Origin of the sequence: Halomonas sp. 72 (assembly GCF_052379785.1) — a bacterium.
GTDB classification, from domain to species: domain Bacteria; phylum Pseudomonadota; class Gammaproteobacteria; order Pseudomonadales; family Halomonadaceae; genus Vreelandella; species Vreelandella citrativorans.
Window position 1 is genome coordinate 252,982 of the sequence record NZ_JBQSYY010000001.1, and the last position, 26,746, is coordinate 279,727.

A 26,746-nucleotide genomic window follows, 5' to 3' on the forward strand; every position below is an offset into this window, starting at 1 on the left:
GTGCTCACACATGTTTCAGCTATTGTTGATCGACAACGCAAAACAGCCGGCTACTTTCGAGCTAACAGCGAAGCACATCGCAAAGATGGGTAACTTTCAAAGGACGCGGAGAGACATATGGGAAGGAAGATTGATTTTGAGCCATGGGACTTAAAATCTCTTGCCAGAAGCAAGCAAAAATTAGAAATGGTGGGCCCAGTAGGACTTGAACCTACGACCAAGGGATTATGAAAGCGCCCCAATGCTGCATTAGCTGGCTCACCAGATCATAAGTCGCTGAATTACCAAGCCCTAGATGCTAACTATAGCAAGCTAGGATATGGTGCGGTTGACCGAATGTTAACACCATACGCTAACTCGACCTACTGATTACAATAACCTGCCCTAGCGGCACACGATGACATAAAGATTTTTATTTAATCACTTACGCACACCAAGAAATTTATCTCAACATTTCATGACGTGTTCAAGTGAATACTAAAGCAACTCATCCGGCTATTAAACCAATCAAGTAATAGATTATAATTGACGATAATACTATGAAAATAACTCTTTTCTTCGCAACTAAATTTTCATCGCCTCTTTTTTCTCTACTCCACTCATTTAAAAAATATTCACCAAGCTTATCAGCCAATTCCGTATCAAGTTTATAACACTCCCTAAAATGAAAATCCGAAACTTTTTCTTTATTTAAAACAAGGCTTTCACACAATTTTCTATAACTCTGATAATGTTTCCTAACCACATTAAAAATCAATCTCTCTTCACCTTTCTTTATACTTCTAAACCTAACATTCATTTCTGCGTAGGAATCGAAGAAGCTCATTCTAGCTTCATATACTCGTTCTTCAAAAATCGAAACCTCTCCTTTTATTTTATCTATATCCTTTCTTATTATCTTAACATATTCGTCATCTACCCCTTCAAATTCATTCAGGGAGTACTCTCTACGCTTCATACTATTTCTTTTATTCTTAAGCTGACTACACAAACTTAAATACCGCCTACATCTTGAAATATATTTTGACAAACTTTCTCTAGAATCGTCCAGCCATTTACTTCTTAACGACCTAATACTATTTTCAGTATTCCCAATAGAGCTAAGCATTGTAAAAGAGCCAGCTATTATAGCGCCTACTATGGCAATATTTTCTTTTATATCGAAACCTGCTGAAAACGGCTGAAATGCATTAAAATTTAGCACCATAAAAAAAACGACAACTAAACATATTACTATAGTAAAGAACTTCGAAGACTCTTTAACAAACTCTCTAACTTCTTCATAATCCCATATTTCTTTATCATTTTTTAGAAAATTCCGTATAGGCAGGTCTATATCTTTAATAAACAACCTTACTTTATTGAAAAAACTTTCCCACCAATTTTTAAATTTCATAAGCAAACCTCTCACTCATCAGCTACATTAAGCCTAGAATCTTACTAATCATTCTTTAAACCCCGCCTCTAATTTTAAGTTATGTCATCATATTTTCTATTCAGCCCTCACAATACACATTGCTTTTTTACTTCTCTTTTGTAATCAATCTCATACATACAACAATAGATAAAGAAAATAACAACAACTATTAACAGGAAAATTTTCAAGAGCTGCGTAGTGTATAACTTGCTTCCATTTCACTCCAGACATTAGCAAAACTTCCATCAATACCTTGCATTATCTTCTTCCCCTTCTTTTCTTTTTAAATTTTTTCAAGAGCTTATTTTCTAGCCATACATATAAAACGGCCGCCCCGCCAAGCAGGAGGGCCAACTTTATAAGATGGCTAAATACTTCCTTTGCTGTTTCCGCTGCCCCCATACCCTGCCCCTTTACCCACACCTCTCGCCTCTGTGAAACCAGTTACTCACAGCTCGCTGCGCTAGTCGGTATCCATCCCCGTTTTTTTCAACGTGCTACGTGCCCTCTCTATATCGGGGCTTACTTGTCCGCACGGCTCATTTGTCTGGCCAGTCATTAACCAAAGTGTGTACTTCGGCCATTGCTTGCAAACAGCTTCTAGCATTTCACCTTTTGGCGCTCTGCCTGTTAACTCGATGTTCTCTAAAGTTTTTTAGGGATTCCAATCAGTTGGGAAAACTCAGCTCGTCCGCTTGTTTCGGCCTCGCGTATTTGACGTATTTTCTCGGTCAGCTTGCTTGACATGTCCCGACTTCTCGGTATCCCGAATTTAGGTGGTATACCGATAAATCGGTATACCACACAGCAATGTTACTGCTTTAACGCAATAACGCTTTAACGCAAAAACGCATTTACTGATTCAAAGCCTATCACAGCCCATTACAGTGCAGGTAATGACACATGGAAACGAGCAACGCGCCCCAGGTTCCGGCCACCGTGCCAACAATGACCATCGAACACTTCTCGCAGCTCTCCGGCCAAGATGAAGGTGTGCTTCAAGGTCACATCCGCCGCGGCTACCTCCCCACCATCAAGGTTGGTCGTTACCGCATGATCAATGTAGCGCTCCTCAACGCCCAATGTCTTAGCGCTGAGGAGTGGGCATGAACGCTATCACCACTCAAGCCCCTGTTGTCTCTCTCGCAGCGCTTATCACGTTGCTTGATATCGAAGGCCTGACCATCTGCACTCAGCGCCTTATGCTCGACGATAAAGCGACGCCAGACAGTGTTATTGCTACATCAACACATCGTACCGACAGGCGGCTTCTGCTTTATCGCCGTACCTGCTGACCACCTGCCAGCGCTCGACCTGAACGACACCACTATTACCCGTGTTTCTAACGTCCATGAAGGCACTACGTACGGCATCGTCTTTAAGCACTACCAGCACGCCCTGAACTACCTCACCAAGCACTATGGCCTCGCCCCGGCCACTCCCTGCGGTCCCACTGCTACCAATGCCTCCCCCCGTTCCTCGGTAGTGGTTTTCCCCGCGCAACGACCCACAACCCCACGACTAACGCGCCGCCCCTTATCCACAACGGCCTTTAGTCCTTCCGGAGTTATACACATGAGTAAAAAAACAGCCCATCCGGGTCTTTCTCGATCAGGAAATTCATAGCCGGTATTTGATCCAGGCAGGCACCCACGGCCTAACCCCCTCAGCCCTGGGCGAGCGCCTAATTCAGCACGGTATTACCCAGCTAGAAGGCGGCGATAAAACACCGCTGGAAGCCCCTGGTAGTGATGCGCCTCCCGCTCCCACCACCACAAAGGCCTGATCAATGTCCCCTGCCAAGCCTTCACCAACGCTCTTAAAGCGTCAGATATCCAATTGCCTAAAGGGCAGCGCACGCATGTTTTACGGCACACGTTCGCAAGCCACTTCGTGATAAACGGCGGTAACTTACTAATACTTCAAAAGATATTAGGACATCAAAGTATACAAATGACCATGCGTTACGCACATCTAGCACCGGATCATTTAAGGGAAGCAATCACATACGGCCCGAAAGTCTTCGGTTGACACTTGGTTGCCACTTTGAGGAAAAGTACAGAAAGGAAGGGGAAGCGCGAGGATAAGTCATTGAAAAATGGTGGGCCCAGTAGGACTTGAACCTACGACCAAGGGATTATGAGTCCCCTGCTCTGACCAACTGAGCTATAGGCCCGAAAAGCGTGCATATAATAGCGAATGTGGCGGGGCGAGGCTACCCCCTACGCATGTATCTTCGTGCGGGAATGGCACTTTTTACGGGATTGCGGGTCTTGAAGTGAAGTTCTTTATGCGGAGACGCGCCTTGAAAGCTTTGATTGCTCTTTTCCCGTTGCTGCTAACGGCGCCTGTTCAGGCCGATTGGCAGCTTGATCCTGGTGAGTCGCGTGTAGAGGCGGCGATTACTCAGCTCAACGGGGCGACACCTCAAACGCATCATCATCAGGTGCGCAATTTAGAAGGTGATATCTCGCCCGATGGCACGCTGCGCCTGCCCCTCAAGTTGAGCCAGACCGATCTGCTTTCGCGCTTTAATGATCTACCGCCGTGGGTCGCTCTGCTGTCGAATACTCCGCTGGTCACGCTGGTTGGGCAGATGCCGCCGGAACGGCTGGATGCATTGGATATCAATGAGTCGCTGGTCGAGACCATTACCTTTCGTGTACAAAACGAAATGGTGAACCGGGAGGAGTCGGTGCCCTTGCGCTTTACCCGCGAAGGCTTGAATCAAGTGAGGGTGACTCACGCAGAGCCAATGACGCTGGATGGCAAGACGTTAATGGCAAACACCACGGTCCGTACTCTGCTATCCATGCTTGGCTATCAACAGATTGACGATAACGTGCCCATTACGCTGAATGCCTTGCTGATTAACCGTTAAGCCTTTAGCGAATAATCTTTTTAAGCGGGCTCGGTCGCCCGGCGCACATTAGCCAGTAACGGGCTACCGGTCGCCGGGTCGGAAAGTAACGTGCAGTCGACCTGATACAGCTTGCGCACCAGCTCTGGCGTGACCACATTCGCAGGCGCGCCCTGATCAACAATTTTTCCATCACACATGGCGATCAAGTGGTCCGCGTAGCGGCAAGCGCTGGCTAAATCATGCAGTACCATCACCACGGTGCGACCATGCCCAGCCAAGTGGCGCACCAGTTCAAACACCTCGATCTGGTGGCCTAAATCAAGCGCGGAAGTCGGCTCATCCAGCAGTAAAAGCGGCGTTTGCTGAGCGATGGTCATAGCGATCCACGCACGCTGGCGTTGCCCACCCGAAAGCGCGTCAATGGGGCGATCCGCTAAATCCTCAAGCCCTGCCGCTAAAAGCGCGTGTTGTACCACCCGCTGGTCTTCGGCTGACCATTGCCGCAACCAACCCTGATGCGGCTGACGCCCAAAACGAATCAGTTCCGTTACCGTTAGCCCTTCTGGAGCGATAGCCTCCTGGGGCAACAGCGCCAACTGCGTGGCGAGTTGGCGAGACGGTAAGCGTTGAATATCTTCACCGTTGAGCAACACGCTACCTTCATCGGGCTTATGCAAACGCGCCAGGCCCGCAAGTAGTGTCGATTTACCACATCCGTTAGGCCCTACAATGGCTGTCACTTTGGCACTGGGCAGTGTCACCTCCAGGCCATCGATCACCCGCCGCGTGCCATAACCCATGCTTAATGCGTGAGTGGCTAGTGTGGGCGGGGTTCGAAAATCGTTCATGCGTGACTCCGTTGCGGGCGCATCAAAATCCATAAAAGCCAGGGGCCGCCGATGATGGCGGTGACAATACCAACCGGCAGTTCGATTGGCGACAGTAGCGTTCGTCCCGCAAGGTCCGCTAACACCATCACGAGCGCACCTGCCAGCGTAGCCGCGACAACCGGCACATGGCGCGGAGTGGAAAGTGCACGGGCAATTTCAGGGCCGATTAGCCCCACCATGCCTACGGGCCCCGCCACCGCAACGGCCAAGGCCGTTAAAGCAACCGATAGCAGTAATATTTGGATACGGCGCACGGTGGTGTTGATGCCCAAACCGCTGGCCGTAGCGTCGGAAAATCGCAACACCGTGAGTGAGCGTGCCAGCACCAGCGCAGCAACAAAGCCCAGCGCTAAGCCAATTCCCAGCAGCTGGACTGAGCCGCCGGAACGGGCATTGAGGGAACCGACAGTCCAGGGATAAGCAGCATTGGCTGTATCGATAGCCACGCGTGCCAACATCAGTTGCGTAATGGCCCCAAAGATGGCCCCGACCCCAATCCCCGCAACGATAAACCGGTACCCTTGCGTGCCGCTGCCAGCTGCAAGCCCAAAGGTAATAACGGCAGCCGTGGCAGCGCCGGTCAAGGCCATCGCGGAAGGCGCCAGCGATACACTCATCCCCACAACGGAGGCTACCGCAAAGGCAGTGGCACCGTTATCAATACCAATAATACCGGGCGTGGCCAAGCGGTTACGTGCCAGCGTTTGCATCAAAATACCCGCCAGCGCAAAGGCGCCTCCGGTCAAACAGGCGGCCACAAGCCGTGGCAAGCGTAACTCCTGCACCATAAAACCGGTCATCATATCGCCCTGCCCAGCCAGTGCTTGTACTACATCGCGCGGGTCCAGGGTGACGGTGCCAAGGCTAAGGTAGGTAATGCAGGCGAGCAGCAATGTGACCGCCAACCCACTGTTAACCCAAACGGCTCGCCGCTCAAGCAGAATACTGTAGCCATCGCCTCGGCGCTCGCCCCAGCGCCAGTATCCCGTTGGCGGCTCTAATGGCTCTTCTTCATAACGCACCATTCCCATATCGGGTGTTCTCGCGACCACAGCCGTGGCGCCCTGTTTTTTGAATTCAGCTTTTAACCAGCGAGGCGTCATAACAAACTCACAACATGGGTAAACGGCGGGCGCGTACAACAGCTATAAGCACAGGCGCTCCGCACAATGCCGTAAGAACACCCAGCGGTAGTTCAGAGGGAGCGACCACCAAGCGGGAAATAACATCGGCCGAGACGACGATTAACGGGCCAATCGGTAAACAAAACCATAGAGTGCGTCGGATATCCGGCCCGGCAAACGCGCGAGCAACAAAAGGCACTACCAACCCGACAAAAATAATAGGCCCGGCAATGGCCGTTGCGGCCCCGACCAATAGCGCTACGCAAAGTACGACCAATGCACGAATCAGCTGAGGATGATGCCCCAGCCCCGATGCCATCCGCTCCCCGAGCGCTAATGCGGATAAAGGGCGCGCAATCAACACAACCAAAAGCGTGCAAAAGGCGATAGAAGGCAATACGGCTATTAGATCTTCCAGACGACGGCCGGCCAAACTGCCAATCACCCAGAAGCGCACTTCGTCAGCAGAGCGCTGGTCAAACAGCAGCAGTAGCGCGGTCATCGCCCCCAGCAACGCCGAGAAAGCAGCACCGGCCAGCACCAGGCGCACAGGGTCATTGCCCACGCCGCGCCAACGCGCTACGCCCAATACGCAGAGGCAGCCTATCAATGCACCCAACTGCGCGACGGAAATACGTAGGGTGGCCGCACTTGAACCCAGCACTAGCGCCAACGCAACAGCAAACGCCGCCCCCGCACTGACGCCCAGCAACCCCGGTTCCGCTAGCGGGTTACGCGCAACGGCTTGCAAGAGCGCACCCGAAACACCCAGCGCCATCCCCACCACAATGCCAATCAAGGTGCGTGGTGCACGCAGTTCCCATACCACAAAATGCGCGTCACTGTCTTCGCTACCCAACAGCATAGAGAGCGCTTGTAATGGCGAAACGCTGCCAGCCCCCACCAACAAACTAACGACACTCACCGCCACTAGGGCGGTGAGCAGGCTTAACAGCAGCGTTCGTTGTTCAAAGCGCTGCGTTAGCGAACTTACTGACATGTTCGTTCCTTCACAGGCGTACCTTGATAGTAAGGACGCTTAAGGCAAGAGCGCTTGTTCGATATCGTTCAGGATGGCCTGGGCGGCCAGCGGCCCTGAGGCGCTGCTCCATACCTGGCCATTCACAGGCACAACGTGTTCTTGTTGCACAACATTCAAACGGGTGAAGGCATTACTCTGTTCAGCAGCCTCCAACGCTTGCTGGCCATCTTCATTTAGCGTGGCAAGAAATAGCCAGTCACTGTCAATCAGTGAGAGGTTTTCAAGGCTTAATACATCGCTATGGGCACTGCCCTCACTGACCAGGCCTTCGTCTTCCACTATCAGCCCTGTCGAAGCAAGTACGCCGGTTGAAAACAGCTCAGAGGACATGACCATGGGGCCAGCAGGCATCCACCGCACCAGGTAAGCGGTGCCGCCGACATTGGCATCACTCAAACGTTCGTTAAGCTCTGCGGCACGCTGCTCCACCTTTTCAAGCGCTTCATCAATTTCTGCTTCTTTACCCAGCGCCTGACCAAACAGCTGCGTTTCTGCTTTCCAGCTGTCTCGAGAAAAACCGCTTGTTTTAGGGACGACCGTGGGGGCAATACGTGACAGCAACTGGTACTGCTCTTCAGAAAGCTGTGGTGCTGCAAGAATCAGGTCAGGCTGTAAACGAAGTACCGCTTCGATATTGAGTTCACGGGTAACACCGACCATTTCCAGCGTGCTTACATCGGTGTGCTCACCAATGTAAGCCGCGACATCCTTGCTGCCACGCGAAGCAATGGCGCCTATCGGGGTGACACCGGCGGCCAACGATGCGTCTAACGCGCCTTCATATAGCGTTACAACACGCTCTGGCGCATCAGGTACTTCAATTTCTCCAAAAGCAGTCTCCAGCTCTCGGGCTTGCGCATTGGTAATCAAGCTACTCAATAGCACACCGGACAAGCCAAGACGCAGTAACGAACGCAGCATAGTGAATCCCTACTGTTAATTGATTTCTTTAATAGTAACGATTCTCAAAAACAAATGCAGTACTGTTTCACAGAATAACGTGTTCCATTTATGGCAACACCCTACCTTGGCAATCTCCAGGCTTTATTGCACCAGGCTCCCCTTTTCTTTTATTTCGCATTCAAAGACTTTTCTTTTTTTGCCTCCACTCTTCTTTTTCTACCTGGTTTTTCTACCGGGTTAATCGACACAAAAGCGCCTGTTACATTCCACACACATAAAAATTACAAACGTATACGGTTGCGTACATCACAACGACATGTTCATGGTTTTTTCATCGATTTATGGAACCTTTAACAATAGAATACAAATCTCATATGAGAACCAGTATCATATGCCAATATATTCATAAAAGCAGAGCGCACTATTATCTCAAGGGAAAAACATGACTTACTTTTCACGTCGCGCCTTGGCCAAGGCTGTCAGTCTGTCTTCAATGGCTATCGCTGCCGCTGCTACCGCCCAGGATAACACTTCGCTTGATACGATGGTGGTAACTGCCTCGGGCTTCGAGCAGTCGATTGCGGATGCACCCGCCAGTATCTCGGTCATCAGCGGTGAAGAGTTGAACCGTCAGTCCTATAGCGATATTACGGATGCGGTAATGAACATTCCCGGTGTCTATGTGACCGGTGGCGGGGAAGCGCAGGACATCAGTATCCGCGGGATGGACAATAGCTACACGCTGTATCTGATTGATGGCCGCCCTGTTTCTGCCGGGCGCGCCGTCAATACCAATGGCCAGGATGAAGGCAAACAGATCGGTCTTCCGCCCATTTCGATGATTGAGCGTATCGAGGTTATCCGCGGCCCCATGTCCTCGCTTTACGGATCGCAGGCAATGGGCGGCGTTATCAACATCATTACCAAGCGCGTGCCGGATGAGTGGTCGGGGCAGGTGACCACTGAGTACACCCACTCCCTCAACGATATTAATAACGACTCACAGCAGGTCAGTTTCTATACCGGTGGCGCGCTGATCGAAGGGTTGCTTGGCTTACGTGTGCATGGCAGCTGGCACGGTACAGAAGAGAGTGACTACGAAGGCGGTAGCGACAACGCTGAAAGCACGCCTGACAGCGATACACGCCAGATTGGCGCCGAGCTCACTTTGACCCCCGACGAGCTGAACGAATTTAGCGCGGGCTATACCGCTTCCACCAAAGAATTCACTCATACGCCTGGCCGAAGCATTCCAGAAATTGATAGCCGAGGAAACCCTGCCAGCACCAGCACCTATCGATACGATAAGGATGTATTCACGCTGGGTCATAAAGGCACGTACGGCGCCTTTATGACAGATACTTACCTACAGCATGACATCTCAGAACGAGTAAACACCACGCCCGACGAGAAGCGCGAGAAAGTAACGACGTTTAATAGCCAATCGACCTACTTCTGGGGCGATCACATGCTGACCTTCGGCGGTCAGTACCGGGTAGAAGACCTTGTCGATGACACCAATGGACTCATCGGCAACAGCCCTAACGCCATGCGCAGTGTTGATCGCTGGATTGCTGCGCTGTTCATCGAGATGGAGTGGAGTCTTACGGATGCTTTCAGCGTCACAACCGGCATGCGTTACGACGACGATGAGCTATTCGGCGGCCACCTGTCTCCGCGTGTTTATGCCAACTACCACCTGACGCCTGAGTGGACGCTCAAGGGCGGCGTCTCTACCGGTTACTCCCAGCCAGGCCTTGCTGCTGCCACTGAAGGTTTTGGACGAGGCACTGGCGGCAGTGGCTCTCCAGCGCCCCATGCCCGTGCGCTGATCATCGGTAATGAAAATCTCGATCCTGAAACCAGCACCAACTATGAAGCCGGGTTTGTGTTTACCAGCAATGATAGCCGCCTTACTTCAAGCATGATGCTGTTCCACACCCAGTTTGATGACAAGATCGCCGAAGACCGCTACTGCAACACGGCGGGTGCTGATCGCAATGACCCCTCCACATGGGAATGCCCCTACGCCGGGAACGAGTATGTATTCATCAGCACCTACCGGAATATTGATAAAGCAGAAATACAGGGTGTCGAGTTCTCGTTAGATTATGACGTTACTCAAGATGTTCGCTTACGCTCCAGCTACACCTTTACCGACTCCGAGCAGAAATCAGGTGAGTTTGCAGGCCAACCGTTGAACAAGGTCCCCGAACATATGTTCAACCTCGTGGTTGATTGGCAAGCCACGCCTGAGTTGAACCTGTGGACACAAGGTAATTATCGCGGCTCCACTAGCGATTATCTGTCGCGCACCAGTATGGATGATGGCACACCAGGGTATGGTTTTGTCGATGCTGGGTTGGTTTATAGCCTAACGGACCGCGCGCAGGTTAAAGCGGGTATCTACAATATTGCCAATAAAGAAGTGACGAACGATGAGTATGGAGTCGTGCTGGATGGTCGTCAGTATAACTTGGGTCTAACGTTCGACTTCTAAGAACAGCTTAACTGGCAATACATTCTCGATCCTTTTACCCCGTTTAACGCGGGGTTTTTTGTTTTGTTTAACGTGAATTATAACGTTTAGCTGATCGCCAGAACTGTAATGTATATTATTTGCATTCACATTATTAAGTGGCACAATAGACGCTTCTTAATTGACCTGTGGCGCGACCATGTATGACTTTGACGAACTGGCTGCTTTCGCGGATGTAATGGCGACCGGTAGCGTGACACGCAGTGCGCAAAAGCTGGGGTTAGCAAAATCAACACTGAGTCGTCGTATCAGCCAGTTGGAAGCACGACTTAATCAGCCACTACTACGCCGCCAGGCCAATCGTTTAATTCCTACCGAGGCTGGCCTGCTCTTTCATACGTACTGTACTGAATTGCTCTCGATGGCAAGCCACAGCCAGGAAGCCTTGGCCGAGCTGCGCGAAGAAATTAGTGGCAAAGTCACGCTGGAAATCCATGGGGCCTTGGCGCGAAGCTGGATGGCCCCTGTGGTCAATGCCTTTTTAAGCAGTTACCCAAAAGTAGAGCTAGAGCTTCGAACCCGCGAAACACCGCCCACCAAAATGCATAGCAATAGCGTGCATGTATGGCTGGGCTTTACCAATGAATGCGGGCTTAACCAGGAGTGTCTGGGCCATTTAACCCGCGGCTTATATGCCAGCCCACGCTACCAGGCCGAAAACGGGTCACCAACCCATCCTGATGAGTTACCCCAGTACGCCTGGATCGACTTGCTCAACACGGCATCCAACGGACTAACGCTCCATCACGCCAGTTACGGTGATTATCTTTTCGACCCGCCACGCTCGCGCCTGCGCGTCGATTTGACCGCGCTGCATATCGACGCCATTGCGGGTCATCAAGGGATAGGTCTACTGCCCCACTGGTTAGTTAAACGGCGTGAAGAACATCACCCTGGCGAGCTGGCCCCTTGCCTGGTGGGCTGGGAGCCTACGCCGCTGCCCATTAATTTACTTTACGCTTACGGCCACCAACCTCGGCGAACCAACGCGTTGCTTGATTTTTTACGCCAGCACGTTCCCGTGCAGTGGCAACGCACAGCCGTAAACGCTTAACGAATTTTGCGTATTCGCCTTGCCTATTAGCAGGCTCATTAACGACAATAGGCAACCCACGATTGCCAAGGACCGTTAATGCTTGCCGAACTGTTTGCTGTTATGGCCCCCGTACTTGCCGGTGCGGGGTTAGGTTTTTTGTGGATTCGGCTAGGACACCCTTATCCTGTCGATTTTGTTACTCGACTGGTTTTCAACATCGGCACGCCCTCGCTGGTGTTGGCCTCGCTTGCGGGTGCCGACATAGATGCCGACACCTTTGGTCGCACCATGCTGGCGACTGCGCTGGTGATCATCACCATGGGGCTAGCGACCTTTGCTGTTGCCAAACTGCTGGGTCGTGACTGGCGCGTTCTGCTGTCTCCCATGATGTACCCCAATACCGGCAACATGGGGCTACCGGTGGTTCTTTATGCATTTGGTAGCGCTGGTTTTGCTTATGGCATCACGGTGATGGTAACGGTCTCGCTGTTCCAGTTCACTCTGGGCTCTGTTCTCAACAGCCAAGGCAACCCGCTAAAAACGCTCGTTAAGACCCCGACGGTATATGCCATTTTAATTTCCATGGTGCTGCTGCTAACCGATACCTCACTACCGCCTTGGCTTGGCAACACAGTGGGCCTTATGTCGGGCTTTACCGTACCGTTGATGCTGATCACCTTGGGTGTTTCCTTGGCGAGTATTCAGGTAAAAAGCCTGCGTTCCGGGTTAGGGTTTAGCCTGGTGCGCATACCGCTGGCGGCGGTGGCGGCCTGGTTCATCGCAGGCTGGGTAGGGCTTCCGCCGCTGGCGCAAGGCATTCTCGTTTTACAAATGTGCATGCCCGTGGCGGTGTTTAACTATTTATTTGCCCAGCGTGCCCGGCGTGAGCCAGCCTATGTGGCCAGCCTGGTATTTTGCTCGACCCTGTTAGCACTGATCTACCTACCGATACTGTTAGCACTCCTAATGCCTTCTCTTGGAGGGGAATGAGCCCAATAGGAAAAGTCCCTGCTAGACTGATGATGGCCTTATCACAAGGTTCGCCCCGCGGAGGTTCCCCTTGGGCTCATCACTACAGGAGAATGCGCTATGCACGTGGAACAAAACGCCAAGCCGGTTACGTCATGGCTATCAACCGTTTTGGGCGGACTGCTGCTAACGAGTGCAGCGGGTACGGCGCATGCTGAGGTTGTCCATGAATCTATCGAAACCGAGCATCTAGTCGTCGCCATTGAGCGGGTAGCCTCGGGGTTTGAACACCCTTGGGCGGTGGCATTTCTTCCGGATGGCCGCTTCCTGGTAAGCGAGCGCAACGGGCAACTAAATCTGGTGGATTCGCGCAGCGGTGAATATCAGGCGCTGGAGGGCATGCCAACGGTCAATCATCATGGCCAGGGTGGCCTGCTTGACGTGGTACTGCACCCGGATTTTGCAGACGGCAGCGGCGAACACGACTGGATTTACGTTACCTGGAGTAAACCCGACGCTAACAACAGCCGTACAGCACTTTCGCGTGTTTACTGGCAAGATGACCAATTAGGCGATGTAGAGCATCTGTTTGAGCAGGATCGCGCCTCGGCTCCCGGTCGCCATTACGGCTCACGCCTGGCCTGGTTAAACGATGGTACGCTGCTTATGAGCGTTGGCGACCGGGGTTCGGAGCCTTCCAGAGCGCAGGCGCGCGATGACCACGCAGGCTCTACGCTGCGTTTGACCGAAACAGGCGGCGTGCCGGAAAACAACCCGCTTGTGAATGATGCCCGCACCCGAGATGAGATTTACTCGCTGGGTAATCGTAATATTCAAGGTATGACCGTATTGAAAAACGGTGAGCCGTGGGTATCGGAACATGGCCCGCTCACGGGTGATGAACTGAATCACATCAAGGCAGGTACTAACTACGGCTGGCCTGACGTAACGCTCGGCAACGATTACGCTACCCAACAACCCATGGGCGAAAAGTCGCTGCCAAGCATGGAAGACCCGAATTATGACTTTGAAGGACGTTTTGCACCATCCGGCTTAGCCGAAGTCAGAGGAAGCATGTTCAACGCTTGGGAGGGCAACCTGCTCGCAGGTGGTTTAAGCAGTGAACAGCTGCTACGCCTCACTCTTAATGGCGATGAAGTTACTGAAAGTGAGCGTATTCTTGATGGTCATATTGGCCGTATTCGTGATGTGCGCCAAGGCCCAGACGGTGCCATTTACTTGCTAACCGATGAGCGCCAAGGCAGCCTTTATCGACTACTGCCTGCAGAATCCCCTTAATCCGGCGATTCTTTGATGGCCCCTACGTTCATAACTCTATTCATCAACAGCCGTTTCTACTGATAATGCTTTTCACTGATGAAACGCTTAATGCCACCATGGAAGCAGCATGCGACTTCGTAATTTAATTATCATCACCGTCATCGTACCGCTGTTTGTTGTATTGGTGGTGTTCAGCTTAGTGGCCATAAAATCGCTGGAAGACAATGTTCGCTCCAAACTGCAAACGGAAGTCGAGATCATTACTCGGGCGCTTAGCACCTCACTGAGTGGTGCGGTCTCCCGAGACAGCCCCACACCGCTAGAAGAAGCGCTGCAATCGGCATTTTCGTTCCATCGAATTTATGGCGCTTACGTCTTTGACCTTCAGGGGCGCGAAGTTTACGGGCTGGGCTTAGGGAAAGATCTTTTCTCTCCCGAAGAGATCCGCCAGGTGATTGAGCGTGATGACCTTTACAGTAATTATCGCCAGTATGATGGCTGGACCTATTACTCGGCCATCATCCCACTGCGCACCCAGGATGGCACCGTTCATGGTGTACTTCAGGTTAACCGCCTAAATACCGGCATCGAAAATTACACCGGATTTATAAGCATTGTGGCGGTTCTGGTGTTTGTCATTGGCGCGGCTGGCATCGTCTTTAGCATTTGGTGGGGGTTTAGGCGCTATATTGAACGTCCGCTTAATCGTTTATTGCACGTTATGCTGCTGGTGGAAGACGGTGATCGTAGCCAGCGTGCGACGATAGACGGCCCGGCTGAGTATAGTCGGCTTGCCTCAGGTTTAAATGGCATGCTCGACGCCATGGCTGAAAAAGATCACGATATTGAAGAGCGTCAACAGCGTGAAATTGAGCTTGAAAAGCGCCTGCGTAAATCCAAAAAACTGGCAGAACTGGGTGTTCTTGCAGCCGGCGTCGCCCACGAAATTGGCGCCCCCCTTACGGTTATTAACGGCCAGGCCCAGCGGCTAGCTCGCCGAAACGTCATTGGCGATGAGGAACGGGCGAAACTTGTACGCATTCGCGGCGAAGTTGAGCGAATTGTCGAAATAGTTCGTCAATTAATGGAATTAGGTCGACAGCATAATGTCGAAAAAGGCGAGCTGGCGCTAGATCGGTTAATTCAAAATGCCAGCGATTTAGTAGAAGAGGAGCTTGAACCGCGAAATATCCGGCTGGATATCCATCTTCCCTCGCCCACGCCTCATTTACTGGCGAACGAACAGCAAATCGTTCAGGTGCTTACCAATCTACTGCGTAATGCAGCGCAAGCACCTAACGTAAGCCATATTCGCGTACGCGTACGTACGCATGATCATGAATTAACGCTCTATGTAGAAGACGATGGCCCTGGCATCCCTGCTAGCAACCATCAGCACGTTTTTGACCCATTTTTCACTACCAAACCGGTGGGTCAAGGCAGTGGCTTGGGGCTCTCCATGGTGCACCGTATTATTAATGACCACGGCGGTACGATTGGTGTGTTTGACAGCGCTCTTGGTGGCGCTGGATTTGAAATCACACTTCCACTTAGTGAAACCGCATCCGCTTGAGGACAACATTTGTGACCCATCAGGAACATCCTTTACCTTTGCTGGTAGTGGAAGATGACCCCGCTATCCGAGAGCTTTTAGAAGAAGAGTTGAACGATGCGGGCTATCAAACGCTTGGCGTGCCCAGCGCTGAAGAGGCCATTGCCCTACTAAGCCATACCCCTGTGGCCATGATGATTACCGATGTACGCCTACCGGGGATGACGGGCATTCAGTTGCTGCAGCAAATTCGTCAAAGTGGCAGCGAATTGGGGATCATCGTTATTACCGCTTTTGGCACTATCGATCAGGCCGTTGAAGCGCTCAAGCTTGGCGCCAACGACTTCCTGACCAAGCCACTTGACCTTGATGCTATCCGTGAGGCGGTCTTTCGGGTGCTGGAGCGCCAGCGTCTATCGCTTTCACACGATACAGAGCTCAGCCACTTTCATGGCATTGTGGGCAAAAGTAATGTTATGCAGTCGCTGTTTCATGACGCATCGCGATTGGCTAAAAGTAATGCACCCATTCTTATTTTGGGGGAAAGCGGTACCGGCAAGGAGCTTTTGGCGCGCGCCATTCATCAGGAAAGCCCTCGCCATGAGGCCCCTTTTATCCCCGTCAACTGCGCCAGCATACCTGCTGAGCTGATGGAAAGTGAGTTTTTCGGCCATGTGAAAGGCGCCTTTACCGGGGCCAATGAAGCGCGCAAAGGGCTTTTTCATACCGCTCAAGGTGGCAGTCTGTTTTTAGATGAAATAGGCGAAATGCCGATCAACCTCCAGGCCAAGCTGCTCCGGGCGCTTCAGGAAAAAACCGTGCGCCCGGTCGGCGGCGAGCGCGAAGAAGCTGTGGATGTGCGCATCATCGCGGCGACCCACCGCAACCTGGATAAAGAGATTGAGCAGGAGAGTTTTCGTAGCGACTTGTTTTATCGTCTGGAAACCTTTTCACTGCGCATTCCTCCCCTGCGTGAACGGGGCAGCGATATTGAACATCTGATTTTTGCGTTGATTGATAAACATGCGGAAGCGCAAAACAAGCAGATTGAGCAAATTGAGCCCGAGGCACTCAACAGCCTGCTGAATTACACCTACCCCGGTAACGTCCGCGAATTGGAAAACGCCATTATGCGAGCGGTAACGCTCAGTGAAGAGGGTCTTTTGCAGCACCAGGATTTACCCGAACGCTTGCGCGAGAATTCTCATCCGGAAGCTGGTGCCGAGATCACGCCGACGTTAAGCGGAGAAGTACTGCCAGGGGCACAGTTACCGACGCCCTCGCCCACTCGATGGCCTAGCCTGGAGGAAGTGGAAAAGCGCTATATTCGAAAAGTGCTCGAAGCGACAGGAGGCAACAAACGCCGAACAGCGGAGCTTTTGGGTATCGCTCGACGCACACTCTATCGCCGTCTTGAAGATAGCGAAGAGTAGATCAACAGGACTAGTTCAATCGGACTAGACCAACAGGACTCTGTATGAAAAGGCCAACCCCCATCGCTGGTCTGGCCTTTACGTGAAAAACTTAAGTACCGTCTTCTGTTGGCGGTACGCCGGTAGCATCATCATTGGCCATCGGCCCCTGATTCAGCGGTTCTTCAGGCTCCGGCTGAGCATTCTCATTGGGGGGACTGTCTTCTCCACATCCCACCAGAAAAACCGTGCTTGATGCGCAGATAAAGGCCAACAACAGTGCCTTGATGCGTGTTTTATCGAGTATCACCATGCCGCTCTCCTTTGCTTATCACAGTGGTATGAGTACCAACCTTGCCTTTATCAACCTTGTCTTTATCAACATAGCCAGGCGCGTCTACGATGCAAGCGTCTGGCTGCGGTAGCGCGGGCACACGGGTAGCAACCCTTAGTAGCATCATACTTCAGCGCAAAAAAAACCCTCGCAGGTGCGAGGGTAAAGATGATAAACCGTGTGGAGCAGCCGCAGGGAACGAACAGCTGAAGCGGCTTATCATCGTAGGGAACAGTACGTAGGTATTAGCCGTTAGTTAACTCATCATCATTTTCTTCATCGGCGGCTCCTGGCATGGGATCTGTACCTTCACCAAAACCGGGCTCTTCTTCAACATCCTGGGTACGCGCCTCATCTTCAGGCTGTATTGACTCTTGCGGGACAATTGCTTCACCGTTATCTGCTGAACCCGTGCCTGCTGGATCAGCGGGATCTGCGGCTTGATCCATTGAGGAGGGCTCTTGGGTCATGGTGGCATCCTGCTCAACGTCAGGTGCTGCACTTTGCTCCATGGTTTCAGGCTGTTGGGCAGGCGGCAATTCTTCTTCATTGTCACCACAGCCAGCAAGCAAGAGGACACTGGCAGCAGTTGCGATCATGCACAAAGAAAGTAGACGTGGGCGCTTCGCTTTTACATCCGCGTGCTTATTCATAAAATTCATCTCCTTGAAACCTGCAAAAAACATCCTGAATCACTACCCTAAACCAAGCACACATCAAGCCAACACAAAGAATTATTAAAAATAATAATTAAAATCAACATCTTAAAAGAAAAAAATCACTATTAACAATCAACCACGCGTGGGCGCAAAATGACACATGTGGCATTTCTTGACCGCGCTTAAAGAGGCGTTGTGACACAACCCACTCATTTATGTATAATATTTTTTAATAAATATACAACCATATACTGTTTTTTCATTATGAATGCTTTGTGTGGCTGCTTTATACAGAAGGTGGTGCTGCTTTTATGTAAATGGCGGCAAATCAGAAAGAGCAACCATACAAAGCGCCTCATACACATAAAAGGCATCGCCTATGGATGAGCAACGTCCTGTTAAAATTAGAGTCCGAGGCTTAAGTAAGGTCTTTGGTAAACAACCTCGAAAAGCATTAGAGCTACGCGACCAGGGTCTTAAACGTCCAGAAATCCTTGAGCAAACAGGCCAGACACTCGGCCTTTCCAACATATCCTTCGATGTTTATGAAGGTGAACTCCTCGTCATCATGGGCCTTTCGGGCTCAGGCAAATCGACACTGATCCGCTGTCTTAATCGCCTGATTGACACAACGGAAGGTGAGATCATCATTGATGATGAAAACATCCCCACCCTGAGTGAAAAAGCGTTGCTGGAGTGCCGACGCCGCCATTTCTCGATGGTCTTCCAAAATTTTGCGCTGTTTCCGCATCGCACGGTGCAAAAAAACGCAGAGTTTGGCTTGGAAATACGCGGCATTGATAAAGCCGAGCGTCATAAAATCGCCCATACCGCCCTTAAACAGGTGGGCCTGGAAGGCTGGGAGAACGCGTATCCCCACCAGCTTTCAGGGGGAATGCAGCAGCGCGTTGGCTTGGCCCGCGCACTGGCTAACGATGCCAGCGTACTGTTAATGGATGAAGCATTTTCAGCGCTTGACCCCTTGATTCGCAAGGACATGCAACTGGAACTTTTGCAGCTCCAAGCCAAAATGCAAAAGACCACGGTCTTCATTACCCACGATTTGGATGAAGCGCTGAATATCGGTGATCGAATCGTGCTGCTTAAAGATGGCGAAGTCGTCCAAATTGGCACTCCTGAAGAAATTCTGACCCAACCTGCGGATGATTATGTGCGTCGGTTTATCGAAGGGGTCGACCGCTCGCGTGTACTAACGGCCGAGAGCGCTATGCGCCCACTGCGTAGCACCGCGCGTGACAGTGATGGCCCCCGCACGGCACTTCACCGCATGCGGGACCACGCGATTGACTCTATCTACGTAACTGACCGTGACCGCCGCCTGCTCGGGCTACTGGAAGCCGAGTCCGCGAGTACGGCGATCAAGGAAGGCGCCGAAAAAATCGCCGACTACCTGACTCAGGACTTCCGCAAAGTGTCCCCCGACGAGCCGTTGCAGAACCTGTTCGCCATGTTTAGTGAAAAGAGCTTTCCTATTGCCGTGGTAGATGAACAGCAACGCCTTCTGGGCGTTGTGGTGAAAGGCGCGGTACTGGATGAATTGGCACGAGCAGGAGAACCGTAATGGACATTCCCCGTATCCCGCTAGGCAGTTGGATCGAAGGTGGCCTCACTTGGCTAACCAGCGAATACTCTGTGGTTACTCGCGGCATTTCACGCTTTACCCAAACCGGGATTAACAGCCTGAATGATGGGCTGATGTGGCTACCGGAGTGGGCACTGCTGGCCATTATTGCCCTGCTTTGCTGGAGGCTTGCGGGCCCGCGCTTGGCACTGGGGGCGGTCCTTGGCTTGGCATTAATCTGGAACATGGGCCTTTGGGGACCCATGATCGAGACGTTAACGCTGGTGGTGATCGCAACCGTCGTTGCCGTTGTCATTGCACTGCCTATCGGCATTACCGCGGCCTTATCGGAACGCCTTTATCGCTTGTTCATGCCGCTGCTGGATTTTATGCAGACCATGCCTGCGTTCGTCTATCTGATACCGGCCATTCCCTTTTTCGGCATTGGTTCTGTGTCCGCCATTTTTGCCACGGTTATCTTTTCCATGCCGCCCGCCATTCGCTTTACGACGCTCGGCATTCGTCAGGTACCTACAGAGTTAATAGAAGCTGCGGATGCTTACGGCGCTACTCGAAGCCAAAAACTATTTAAAGTGCAGCTACCGCTCTCGTTACCTACTGTGATGGCGGGCATTAACCAAACGATCATGCTAGCGCTTTCCATGGTGGTTATTGCCGCGATGATAGGTGCCGATGGGCTAGGCAGCGAAGTATGGCGTGCAATACAGCGCCTGCGCCCAGGCGACGGCTTTGAAGCCGGTATTGCCGTTGTTATTCTGGCCATGCTGCTTGACCGTTTAACGCAGTCGTTACGCAAGACCTCAAGGTAAGCTGACTGAAATACCCAACGACAACGAGAAAATGAGAAGTAGCTTGATGGGGTGTTAGCCCCTTTGACTTGATGAGCTTTATTTTCACGACCATGCTGAATTGCCTAACATGATGTTATGTTAAGGCAAACAATACAAAAGGGAGCAAGTGAATGAAAACACGTATGCTAAATCGTCGTATCCGTCTGGCCTCTGCCGCATTGATTGCAGGTACTGGGTTAGTCGTAGGCAGTGCCGCTCAGGCGCAGGATCAAGGCACCATCAATCTTGCGTATGTTGAATGGTCGTCAGAAGTAGCCTCCACTAACGTCGTTGCTGCGGTGTTGGAGCAGGCTGGCTACGAAGTAGACATGACTTCGCTTTCCGCAGCGGCCATGTTCCAGGCACTTTCAACCGGTGACGCCGATGCGATTGTTGCCGCATGGCTGCCAACAACGCACGCTGAGTACATGGAGCGCATTGGTGACCACGTCGAAGACTTGGGCCCCAACCTGGACGGCACCAAACTGGGGCTCGTCGTACCGTCTTACACAGACGTTGACTCGATTGCCGACCTTAATAGCAACGCAGACCTCTTTAACAGTGAGATCATCGGTATAGATCCTGGTGCAGGCCTGATGGGCTTGACGGAGCAAGTTGTCGATACCTATGACCTTGATCTTCGCCTGCGCAGTGGCAGCGATGCCACGATGGTGGCAGCGCTTAGCAACGCCATTAATAATGAAGAAGATATCGTGATCACTAGCTGGACGCCCCACTGGATGTTTGCACGCTGGGACCTTAAATACCTGGAAGACCCAGAAAACGTGTTTGGAGGCGCTGAGCAAATTCATACCGTTGTACGTAACGGCTTTGCCGATGAAATGCCAGAAGCCTACGCGATTCTCAATGCATTCGAATGGACCCCAGAACAGATGGGTGAAGTAATGCTGATGAATCAGGAGGACGGAAGCGACCCTTACGAGAACGCCAAGAAATGGGTCGAAGAAAACCAGGATGTGGTTGAGCAATGGCTAAATAGCTAATCACTATCCACCACTGTGCCGACGTCAGTTGATACTGGGGTCGGCACCTTTGTTTGCACTTACAAAACAGTTCCAATAAAACAGCAATACAATGCTTGTTAATATATAGTTAAGCAAAACGACACTACGCGTGTTTTCTAATTAAAACGGAGAGGTACTCGTGGATAAACAAGAGCCCAATAGCTCCCCTGAGGAGCCAAAATCCCCTGAAGGCATACCCGCTCCCGATGGGGCGGCAAACCTGATCGATACCGACTACGTTGTTGGTCAGGACAACATTACGACCAATAAAATGGGCTTTGACCTTGACCTGCACGGCAAGGTGTTTAGCATTTCAGCGATTATTGTACTGCTATTCGTGGTCTTGACGCTGGCGCTGCAAGACACCATTGCGCCGGTATACGATTCCATTTTCAACTTCCTAACCGGCAACCTGTCCTGGTTTTTTATCACGGCTGCCAACATATTCGTTATTTTATGTGTTGGTTTGATTTTCTCCCCGTTGGGTAAAATCCGCCTTGGTGGCGTCGACGCCAAACCGGATTACACCTATATGGGCTGGTTCTCTATGCTGTTTGCCGCTGGCATGGGCATTGGCTTGATGTTCTTTGGCGTAAATGAGCCACTTACCCACTTCGGCACCGCCTTTGATGGCAGTAATTGGGCACCGCTTGGCGGCGCCGAAGGCAACGCTGCAGCAGCCACATCGCTTGCCATGGCAGCCACCATTTACCACTGGGGCCTGCACCCTTGGGCGATTTACGCCATCGTGGCACTTTCGCTGGCCCTGTTCTCGTTCAATAAAGGCTTGCCGCTTTCAATGCGCTCGGTGTTTTACCCCATTTTGGGTGAGCGCGTTTGGGGCTGGCCAGGCCATGTGATCGATATTCTGGCGGTGTTTGCATCGCTGTTTGGTTTGGCTACGTCACTAGGCCTAGGTGCCAGCCAGGCGGCAGCGGGGCTTTCGTATTTGTTTGGCGCGCCTGAAAGCGATGTCACGATGATTCTATTGATCGTCGGCATTACCCTGGTGGCGATTGCATCCATTGTTGCTGGTGTTGATAAGGGCGTGCAACTGCTCTCCAAGATCAACATCGCCATGGCGGCGTTGCTACTGTTCTTTGTGATTGCGGTAGGCCCGACTCTGTTCATCGCGACGGGCTTCTTTGAAAACCTGTGGAGCTATGCGACTCACTTCACCGCGCTTTCAAACCCGTTCGGCCGTGAAGATGCTAACTTCAGCCAAGGCTGGACGGCCTTCTACTGGGCATGGTGGATCTCCTGGTCTCCTTACGTCGGCATGTTTATCGCCCGCGTATCACGCGGCCGTACGGTTCGAGAGTTTTTGATTTCCGTACTTATTATCCCCTCAGTAGTATCGGTACTTTGGATGACGACCTTTGGCGGCACCGCCATTGATCAATATGTAAGCCAGGGTATTAGCACCGTGCGCGATGCGGGCGTCGACCTTCAGCTGTTCCTGATGCTGGAGCAATTGCCACTGGCACAAATCACCTCTTTCGTGGCGATTTTGCTGGTCATCATCTTCTTTGTCACCTCCTCCGACTCAGGCTCGCTTGTGATTGACTCCATCACTGCGGGCGGCAAAGTGGATGCCCCCACACCGCAACGCGTGTTCTGGGCGATCATTGAAGGCGCCATTGCCATTGCGCTGCTGCTGGGCGGCGGCCTTACGGCGCTACAAACCATGGCCGTTTCCACCGGTTTCCCGTTCACCATTATTCTATTGGTGGCGTGCTACGCAATCGTCAAAGGCTTGATGAGCGAACCCAAAGCAGTGTAATTAATCGGTACGCATGACCAAAACGGGCAGCCCAAGGGCTGCCCGTTTTTTTATGGGTGCCGTGCTAGCACCAGATATTTTTTAAAGGCGTATCTGGCTGATAATGGGTGGCAATTTGCGCCTGGAGAAGTTCTGCCGTGGCCAATGCATCGAGCAGCGCATGATGCCCCTGGTAGGCAGGCAAACCATAGCGGGCACGGCTAGCGTTTAAACGTATTGAAACCGGGGGGCGTCCCAACCAGCGGCGAAAACGTGCCCATAACGTTTGTCGATGTATCCTCGCCTCAAGCGACATCGTATCGATCATTGGGAACATCACCCCCTCGCCCCGCCGTGCTTTAATCGCCGTATCCAGGAAGGGCCGCTCAATATTGCGAAAGTGCACCACGACCAAATGGCCCGCGAGCGCGTCCAACAACTCATCCAGCACCACGTCCAAATCCGGGGCATCTGCCACCTCGGAATGGGTAATATGGTGGAAAGCTATCGAGGATTCAGACAGCGTTCTAGTGGGCTTGACGACCCAATAACGGCGCTCCGCGAGCTTGATACGGTCCAGTGTAAACGGCACGACGCCCATACTGACAATGGCATGGCGCCGCTCATCCAAACCGGTGGTTTCCAAATCCAGCGCAACCATCGGCACGTCAGCAATGGGGGTATCACCAGAAGGCAGTGATGTGGCAAAAAACCGCTGGATAGCAGGGTCTTTCGCCTGGCGCTCACGCTGCGCCATATAGTCAATCCAGTCGGGCTGGGTGATGCGGTGACGCGGGCGAATGCCTAGCATGTTAGTGCCTCTGCCGTTGAGCGGGCACCGGGTAACGGAACTTTAAAAATTTCTGAGCATTGCTAAGCACATGGAAAGCATCTTTCAGCGTATGCCGCTCGCTGTCCTCTACATTTTCAGGCTCAATATTGTTATCTGGCTCTCGGTCTTCCTGAATATCGATCATCTGGTGGCGCAACCGCGTCATACATAAAAACTCAAACGCATAGCTCAGCTTATCGCTAACACCTGGGGCTAAAAGCTGGGTATCGCTTATATCTTTTAGTCGCTGAAACGTATTTTGCGCTTTGGAACCACACGCCAGCGCATGGATACGGATTAGATCAACCATCGGCGCTGTGCCACGGCGTTTCAGGTTAATTGAATTGTTATGCTTGCCATCCTTTTCCATGACAAAGGTACGGAAGAAACCAAGCGGCGGCGTACGGTTCAACGCGTTACGCGCCATTGCCGCTAAAAACAACGGCGATTCAGCAGCTCTACGCGCAATTAGATCCTGTAGCGTTTCAACAAAATGTTCTTCGCCATAGATGCTATCAAGGTCAAAGAAGATCGAACTCTGCAGCAGCTTTTTAGGCGTCGGATTGGAAATCCAGTCTTCAAAATAGCCTTTCCAAACGCTCAGCGGCTGACGCCACTCTTGATTGGTGGCCATGATATCGCCTTTGCAGTAGGTGTAACCGCAGGCATCCAGCCCATCGCTAACAAACTTGGCCAGCGCATAAAAATAAGCATCATGCTCTTCAGGGATAAAGTCATCAGACAAAATGAGCGCGTTATCCTGGTCAGTCACAATGCTTTGTTCATTGCGTGCCATTGAGCCATTAACCATAAAACAGTAAGGCACCGGCGGTGGCCCAAGCTCAGCTTCGGCCAATTCCAGCAGGCGCCGGAAGAAGCTACGCCCCACCGTTGAAAGCGCGCTGCCCACCATTTGCGAGTTAGCGCCCTCCTGAACCATTCGTACAAACGCCGCACTAACATCAGGCGCCAGCTTGGCAAGCCCTTGTGCGCTGGACTGATTGAAAACATTGCTGACCAGGTAGAGTCCGCTATGCGTTTCATAGCGAATAATATCGGAAAGGTGCACCACGCCAACAGGCCGCTGCCGATACAGCACCGGCAAGTGATGAACATTGTTGCGCAGCATGGTCAGCATAGCCTCATATATCGACGCATCCGACTGTATGGTAATCAAATGAGAGGACGCGACATCGCCAATCGCGGTTTGCGGTGAAAGCCCCTCTGCCACGACCCGGGTTCTAAAGTCACTATCGGTAAAAATACCCACCATTTTCCATTTGGCGCCCTCGCTGTCTTGAAAACTGTAGCGCGGGCTGCCGGTGCATTGGGTGAGCACAATGGCCGCTGATGCCTGGGCATCGTTAATTTGCTGGGCAACCTGCTGAAGGCTGGTGGTGGATGCCACCATGACGGGATAGCGGGTCACCAGTTTGCGAATACGCGTGACCATCATATCGTTCGACTTTTTTTGTTGCTCGGCAACCGTTTCAAGCCGTGGCCGCTCAAGCTCTACAAAGTCAGCGAAGTTATCGTCCTCTTCGCATAAGCGCTGAAAGACATCGTTGGGAATAAAATAGATCAGCGTATCTTCAATCGCCTGGGCCGGGAAGCGCACTTTGTGATTCCGCAATAAGCTAAAGTGGCCAAAAATATCCCCCTCGCCTAATCGGTTATAAAGCTCACCCTGGCGGCGATACACCTCAACGGCGCCACTTCTTATAAAGCACAGCTCACTAACGATATCATTTAGCTCCAGGATCTCGCTGCCCGTTTTGAAATAGCTGACCTCAACGCGCTCGGCAATCGCATCAAGCAGCTCATCCGAGAGACCATCAAAAGGAGGAAACTGGCCCATAAATTGGCGTATTTCAAGTAGCTCTACGTCCATGTGATCTCCCAAGACGTGTCTAATAGATAAGCCGAGTTTGGCTCGGTTCATCACTAGCGTAAACCCTGGACGCAAAAAAAGCCCGACACCTGGGTGTCGGGCTTTGATGGTGTATCAACTAGCGATGGCTTAGGACTGGTTTGCCATCTCTTGAACACGCTGCATCATTTCCGGATCTTGCTGGATAGACTGACCGATAGCATTGAAGGTATCGACATCCAAGCCGCTGTCTTCAACCACTTCGATCATACGATCATTTGCTTCGGCGCGAACTTCCTGTTGGGCTGACTCATCTCCTGCCTCCTGCAGACGCTGTGTATACTCTTGCGAGATCACGGCGATTTCTTGAGAAGCATCGGCGAACTGCTGTAACTGCTGGTCAGAAAAATCCTGGGCGGGTGCTGCTTGCTGAGTAGCCATGGGATCCTGAGCCGGGTCCTGCGCTTGCTGGGCGTTGGCAGTAGATGCCATTAAGCCAGTGGCGAGCAGGGCAGCAGAGAATAGAGCAGTTATACGTTGCATAGTAAGAAACCTCATTGACGCGATATGAATGTGGTAAATGTGACGCAAGGATTCAGCACAGGTTCAATTTTTTAAGTAAGAGAACGTAACAAAATGAAGTTACGATAATAACAACACACATAAAAATATATAAAAACAGTTTATATTCAATCACTTATACAAAAAAATACCGCTATCATTTTGAATAATATTCGTGCACTTTTTTATAAATAGAAGCGCATCAAGGGAAGAAGCTGGCTTTAGCTCTTTAATCCAGCCTT

The 26,746-nt window shown here is 51.6% G+C and carries 24 protein-coding genes, 1 tRNA gene and 1 pseudogene; 15 read left to right on the top strand and 11 right to left on the bottom strand.

Features of this window, described 5'->3' with window-relative positions; translation table 11 throughout:
• Positions 1-487: 487 nt before the first annotated feature.
• Complete coding sequence (locus ACT3T6_RS01185; protein WP_193054488.1) at positions 488-1,396, bottom strand: hypothetical protein; 909 nt, start codon at positions 1,394-1,396, stop codon at positions 488-490.
• 924 nt (positions 1,397-2,320) lie between these two features.
• Between ACT3T6_RS01185 and ACT3T6_RS01190 the strand changes: the two genes are divergently transcribed.
• The 4 genes and pseudogenes from ACT3T6_RS01190 to ACT3T6_RS01205 all read left to right on the top strand — a co-directional run.
• Entirely contained in the window at positions 2,321-2,527 is a 207-nt protein-coding gene (locus tag ACT3T6_RS01190) for a DNA-binding protein (protein ID WP_193054487.1), read from the top strand.
• Positions 2,524-2,712, top strand: coding sequence for a hypothetical protein (locus ACT3T6_RS01195; protein WP_193054486.1), 189 nt, complete (start codon positions 2,524-2,526; stop codon positions 2,710-2,712). The genes ACT3T6_RS01190 and ACT3T6_RS01195 overlap by 4 nt, the downstream gene beginning before the upstream one ends.
• 338 nt (positions 2,713-3,050) lie before the next feature.
• Positions 3,051-3,203, top strand: coding sequence for a hypothetical protein (locus tag ACT3T6_RS01200; protein ID WP_193054485.1), 153 nt, complete (start codon positions 3,051-3,053; stop codon positions 3,201-3,203).
• A gap of 17 nt (positions 3,204-3,220) precedes the next feature.
• Positions 3,221-3,448: pseudogene (locus ACT3T6_RS01205) on the top strand (tyrosine-type recombinase/integrase); the annotation flags it as partial.
• 68 nt (positions 3,449-3,516) lie between these two features.
• On the opposite strand, the gene ACT3T6_RS01210 reads toward ACT3T6_RS01205, so the two are convergent.
• Positions 3,517-3,593, bottom strand: a tRNA-Ile gene (locus ACT3T6_RS01210).
• A gap of 129 nt (positions 3,594-3,722) precedes the next feature.
• On the opposite strand from ACT3T6_RS01210, the gene ACT3T6_RS01215 reads away from it, so the two are divergent.
• On the top strand, positions 3,723-4,298 hold the full coding sequence (locus ACT3T6_RS01215; RefSeq protein ID WP_226912165.1) for a hypothetical protein: 576 nt from the start codon (positions 3,723-3,725) through the stop codon (positions 4,296-4,298).
• A gap of 20 nt (positions 4,299-4,318) precedes the next feature.
• On the opposite strand, the gene ACT3T6_RS01220 is transcribed toward ACT3T6_RS01215, so the two are convergent.
• The 4 genes from ACT3T6_RS01220 to ACT3T6_RS01235 form a co-directional block, all read right to left on the bottom strand.
• The gene (locus ACT3T6_RS01220) at positions 4,319-5,128 is read right to left on the bottom strand and encodes an ABC transporter ATP-binding protein (protein WP_192527436.1); all 810 of its coding nucleotides are present in this window, start codon (positions 5,126-5,128) and stop codon (positions 4,319-4,321) included.
• On the bottom strand, positions 5,125-6,201 hold the full coding sequence (locus ACT3T6_RS01225) for a FecCD family ABC transporter permease (protein WP_407647902.1): 1,077 nt from the start codon (positions 6,199-6,201) through the stop codon (positions 5,125-5,127). The genes ACT3T6_RS01220 and ACT3T6_RS01225 overlap by 4 nt, the downstream gene beginning before the upstream one ends.
• A 79-nt stretch (positions 6,202-6,280) precedes the next feature.
• Positions 6,281-7,294, bottom strand: coding sequence for a FecCD family ABC transporter permease (locus ACT3T6_RS01230; RefSeq protein ID WP_193054482.1), 1,014 nt, complete (start codon positions 7,292-7,294; stop codon positions 6,281-6,283).
• 39 nt (positions 7,295-7,333) lie between these two features.
• Entirely contained in the window at positions 7,334-8,257 is a 924-nt protein-coding gene (locus ACT3T6_RS01235; RefSeq protein WP_193054481.1) for an ABC transporter substrate-binding protein, read from the bottom strand.
• 424 nt (positions 8,258-8,681) lie between these two features.
• Between ACT3T6_RS01235 and ACT3T6_RS01240 the strand changes: the two genes are divergently transcribed.
• From ACT3T6_RS01240 to ACT3T6_RS01265, 6 genes are all read left to right on the top strand, one after another.
• The gene (locus ACT3T6_RS01240) at positions 8,682-10,739 is read left to right on the top strand and encodes a TonB-dependent receptor domain-containing protein (protein WP_193054480.1); all 2,058 of its coding nucleotides are present in this window, start codon (positions 8,682-8,684) and stop codon (positions 10,737-10,739) included.
• A gap of 178 nt (positions 10,740-10,917) precedes the next feature.
• Positions 10,918-11,832 carry a LysR family transcriptional regulator gene (locus ACT3T6_RS01245; RefSeq protein ID WP_193054479.1) on the top strand — a complete coding sequence of 305 codons (915 nt, stop codon included), beginning with the start codon at positions 10,918-10,920 and terminating at the stop codon, positions 11,830-11,832.
• A gap of 78 nt (positions 11,833-11,910) precedes the next feature.
• Positions 11,911-12,804, top strand: a complete 894-nt coding sequence (locus ACT3T6_RS01250) for an AEC family transporter (RefSeq protein ID WP_193054478.1) — start codon at positions 11,911-11,913, stop codon at positions 12,802-12,804.
• A 99-nt stretch (positions 12,805-12,903) separates the two neighbouring features.
• Positions 12,904-14,082, top strand: coding sequence for a PQQ-dependent sugar dehydrogenase (locus tag ACT3T6_RS01255; protein WP_193054477.1), 1,179 nt, complete (start codon positions 12,904-12,906; stop codon positions 14,080-14,082).
• 109 nt (positions 14,083-14,191) lie between these two features.
• Positions 14,192-15,637 carry a sensor histidine kinase gene (locus ACT3T6_RS01260; RefSeq protein WP_193054476.1) on the top strand — a complete coding sequence of 482 codons (1,446 nt, stop codon included), beginning with the start codon at positions 14,192-14,194 and terminating at the stop codon, positions 15,635-15,637.
• 11 nt (positions 15,638-15,648) lie between these two features.
• Positions 15,649-17,049 carry a sigma-54-dependent transcriptional regulator gene (locus ACT3T6_RS01265; RefSeq protein WP_172117533.1) on the top strand — a complete coding sequence of 467 codons (1,401 nt, stop codon included), beginning with the start codon at positions 15,649-15,651 and terminating at the stop codon, positions 17,047-17,049.
• A gap of 91 nt (positions 17,050-17,140) precedes the next feature.
• On the opposite strand, the gene ACT3T6_RS01270 is transcribed toward ACT3T6_RS01265, so the two are convergent.
• Both ACT3T6_RS01270 and ACT3T6_RS01275 read right to left on the bottom strand, forming a co-directional pair.
• Positions 17,141-17,341: a hypothetical protein gene (locus ACT3T6_RS01270; protein ID WP_172117532.1), complete on the bottom strand. Its 201-nt coding sequence runs from the start codon at positions 17,339-17,341 to the stop codon at positions 17,141-17,143.
• Between the two features lie 266 nt (positions 17,342-17,607).
• A complete protein-coding gene (locus ACT3T6_RS01275; RefSeq protein WP_193054475.1) occupies positions 17,608-18,015 on the bottom strand; it encodes a hypothetical protein in 408 nt (135 codons plus the stop codon).
• A 385-nt stretch (positions 18,016-18,400) separates the two neighbouring features.
• Here ACT3T6_RS01275 and ACT3T6_RS01280 point away from each other — a divergent pair, with 385 nt between their 5' ends.
• The 4 genes from ACT3T6_RS01280 (at position 18,401) to ACT3T6_RS01295 (ending at position 23,262) form a co-directional block, all read left to right on the top strand.
• Positions 18,401-19,603 carry a quaternary amine ABC transporter ATP-binding protein gene (locus ACT3T6_RS01280; RefSeq protein WP_172117530.1) on the top strand — a complete coding sequence of 401 codons (1,203 nt, stop codon included), beginning with the start codon at positions 18,401-18,403 and terminating at the stop codon, positions 19,601-19,603.
• Positions 19,603-20,433, top strand: a complete 831-nt coding sequence (locus tag ACT3T6_RS01285; protein WP_172117529.1) for an ABC transporter permease — start codon at positions 19,603-19,605, stop codon at positions 20,431-20,433. The genes ACT3T6_RS01280 and ACT3T6_RS01285 overlap by 1 nt, the downstream gene beginning before the upstream one ends.
• Before the next feature lie 152 nt (positions 20,434-20,585).
• The gene (locus ACT3T6_RS01290) at positions 20,586-21,458 is read left to right on the top strand and encodes a glycine betaine ABC transporter substrate-binding protein (RefSeq protein WP_172117528.1); all 873 of its coding nucleotides are present in this window, start codon (positions 20,586-20,588) and stop codon (positions 21,456-21,458) included.
• Between the two features lie 160 nt (positions 21,459-21,618).
• Positions 21,619-23,262 carry a BCCT family transporter gene (locus ACT3T6_RS01295; RefSeq protein ID WP_192527427.1) on the top strand — a complete coding sequence of 548 codons (1,644 nt, stop codon included), beginning with the start codon at positions 21,619-21,621 and terminating at the stop codon, positions 23,260-23,262.
• Positions 23,263-23,326: 64 nt separating this feature from the next.
• On the opposite strand, the gene ACT3T6_RS01300 is transcribed toward ACT3T6_RS01295, so the two are convergent.
• The 3 genes from ACT3T6_RS01300 to ACT3T6_RS01310 form a co-directional block, all read right to left on the bottom strand.
• Positions 23,327-24,052: a 3'-5' exonuclease gene (locus tag ACT3T6_RS01300; RefSeq protein ID WP_192527426.1), complete on the bottom strand. Its 726-nt coding sequence runs from the start codon at positions 24,050-24,052 to the stop codon at positions 23,327-23,329.
• Between the two features lies 1 nt (position 24,053).
• On the bottom strand, positions 24,054-25,964 hold the full coding sequence (locus tag ACT3T6_RS01305; protein WP_192527425.1) for a DUF294 nucleotidyltransferase-like domain-containing protein: 1,911 nt from the start codon (positions 25,962-25,964) through the stop codon (positions 24,054-24,056).
• Between the two features lie 129 nt (positions 25,965-26,093).
• The gene (locus ACT3T6_RS01310; RefSeq protein ID WP_172117524.1) at positions 26,094-26,486 is read right to left on the bottom strand and encodes a DUF4168 domain-containing protein; all 393 of its coding nucleotides are present in this window, start codon (positions 26,484-26,486) and stop codon (positions 26,094-26,096) included.
• Positions 26,487-26,746 lie beyond the last annotated feature (260 nt).

Coding starts and splice junctions, on each gene's coding strand:
- ACT3T6_RS01270 (WP_172117532.1), bottom strand. CDS start 17,341: ATGGTGATACTCGATAAAACACGCATCAAGGCACTGTTGTTGGCCTTT.
- ACT3T6_RS01285 (WP_172117529.1), top strand. CDS start 19,603: ATGGACATTCCCCGTATCCCGCTAGGCAGTTGGATCGAAGGTGGCCTC.
- ACT3T6_RS01195 (WP_193054486.1), top strand. CDS start 2,524: ATGAACGCTATCACCACTCAAGCCCCTGTTGTCTCTCTCGCAGCGCTT.
- ACT3T6_RS01260 (WP_193054476.1), top strand. CDS start 14,192: ATGCGACTTCGTAATTTAATTATCATCACCGTCATCGTACCGCTGTTT.
- ACT3T6_RS01255 (WP_193054477.1), top strand. CDS start 12,904: ATGCACGTGGAACAAAACGCCAAGCCGGTTACGTCATGGCTATCAACC.
- ACT3T6_RS01190 (WP_193054487.1), top strand. CDS start 2,321: ATGGAAACGAGCAACGCGCCCCAGGTTCCGGCCACCGTGCCAACAATG.
- ACT3T6_RS01185 (WP_193054488.1), bottom strand. CDS start 1,396: ATGAAATTTAAAAATTGGTGGGAAAGTTTTTTCAATAAAGTAAGGTTG.
- ACT3T6_RS01310 (WP_172117524.1), bottom strand. CDS start 26,486: ATGCAACGTATAACTGCTCTATTCTCTGCTGCCCTGCTCGCCACTGGC.
- ACT3T6_RS01225 (WP_407647902.1), bottom strand. CDS start 6,201: ATGGGAATGGTGCGTTATGAAGAAGAGCCATTAGAGCCGCCAACGGGA.
- ACT3T6_RS01240 (WP_193054480.1), top strand. CDS start 8,682: ATGACTTACTTTTCACGTCGCGCCTTGGCCAAGGCTGTCAGTCTGTCT.
- ACT3T6_RS01275 (WP_193054475.1), bottom strand. CDS start 18,015: ATGAATAAGCACGCGGATGTAAAAGCGAAGCGCCCACGTCTACTTTCT.
- ACT3T6_RS01245 (WP_193054479.1), top strand. CDS start 10,918: ATGTATGACTTTGACGAACTGGCTGCTTTCGCGGATGTAATGGCGACC.
- ACT3T6_RS01290 (WP_172117528.1), top strand. CDS start 20,586: ATGAAAACACGTATGCTAAATCGTCGTATCCGTCTGGCCTCTGCCGCA.
- ACT3T6_RS01250 (WP_193054478.1), top strand. CDS start 11,911: ATGCTTGCCGAACTGTTTGCTGTTATGGCCCCCGTACTTGCCGGTGCG.
- ACT3T6_RS01230 (WP_193054482.1), bottom strand. CDS start 7,294: ATGTCAGTAAGTTCGCTAACGCAGCGCTTTGAACAACGAACGCTGCTG.
- ACT3T6_RS01300 (WP_192527426.1), bottom strand. CDS start 24,052: ATGCTAGGCATTCGCCCGCGTCACCGCATCACCCAGCCCGACTGGATT.
- ACT3T6_RS01235 (WP_193054481.1), bottom strand. CDS start 8,257: ATGCTGCGTTCGTTACTGCGTCTTGGCTTGTCCGGTGTGCTATTGAGT.
- ACT3T6_RS01305 (WP_192527425.1), bottom strand. CDS start 25,964: ATGGACGTAGAGCTACTTGAAATACGCCAATTTATGGGCCAGTTTCCT.
- ACT3T6_RS01220 (WP_192527436.1), bottom strand. CDS start 5,128: ATGAACGATTTTCGAACCCCGCCCACACTAGCCACTCACGCATTAAGC.
- ACT3T6_RS01280 (WP_172117530.1), top strand. CDS start 18,401: ATGGATGAGCAACGTCCTGTTAAAATTAGAGTCCGAGGCTTAAGTAAG.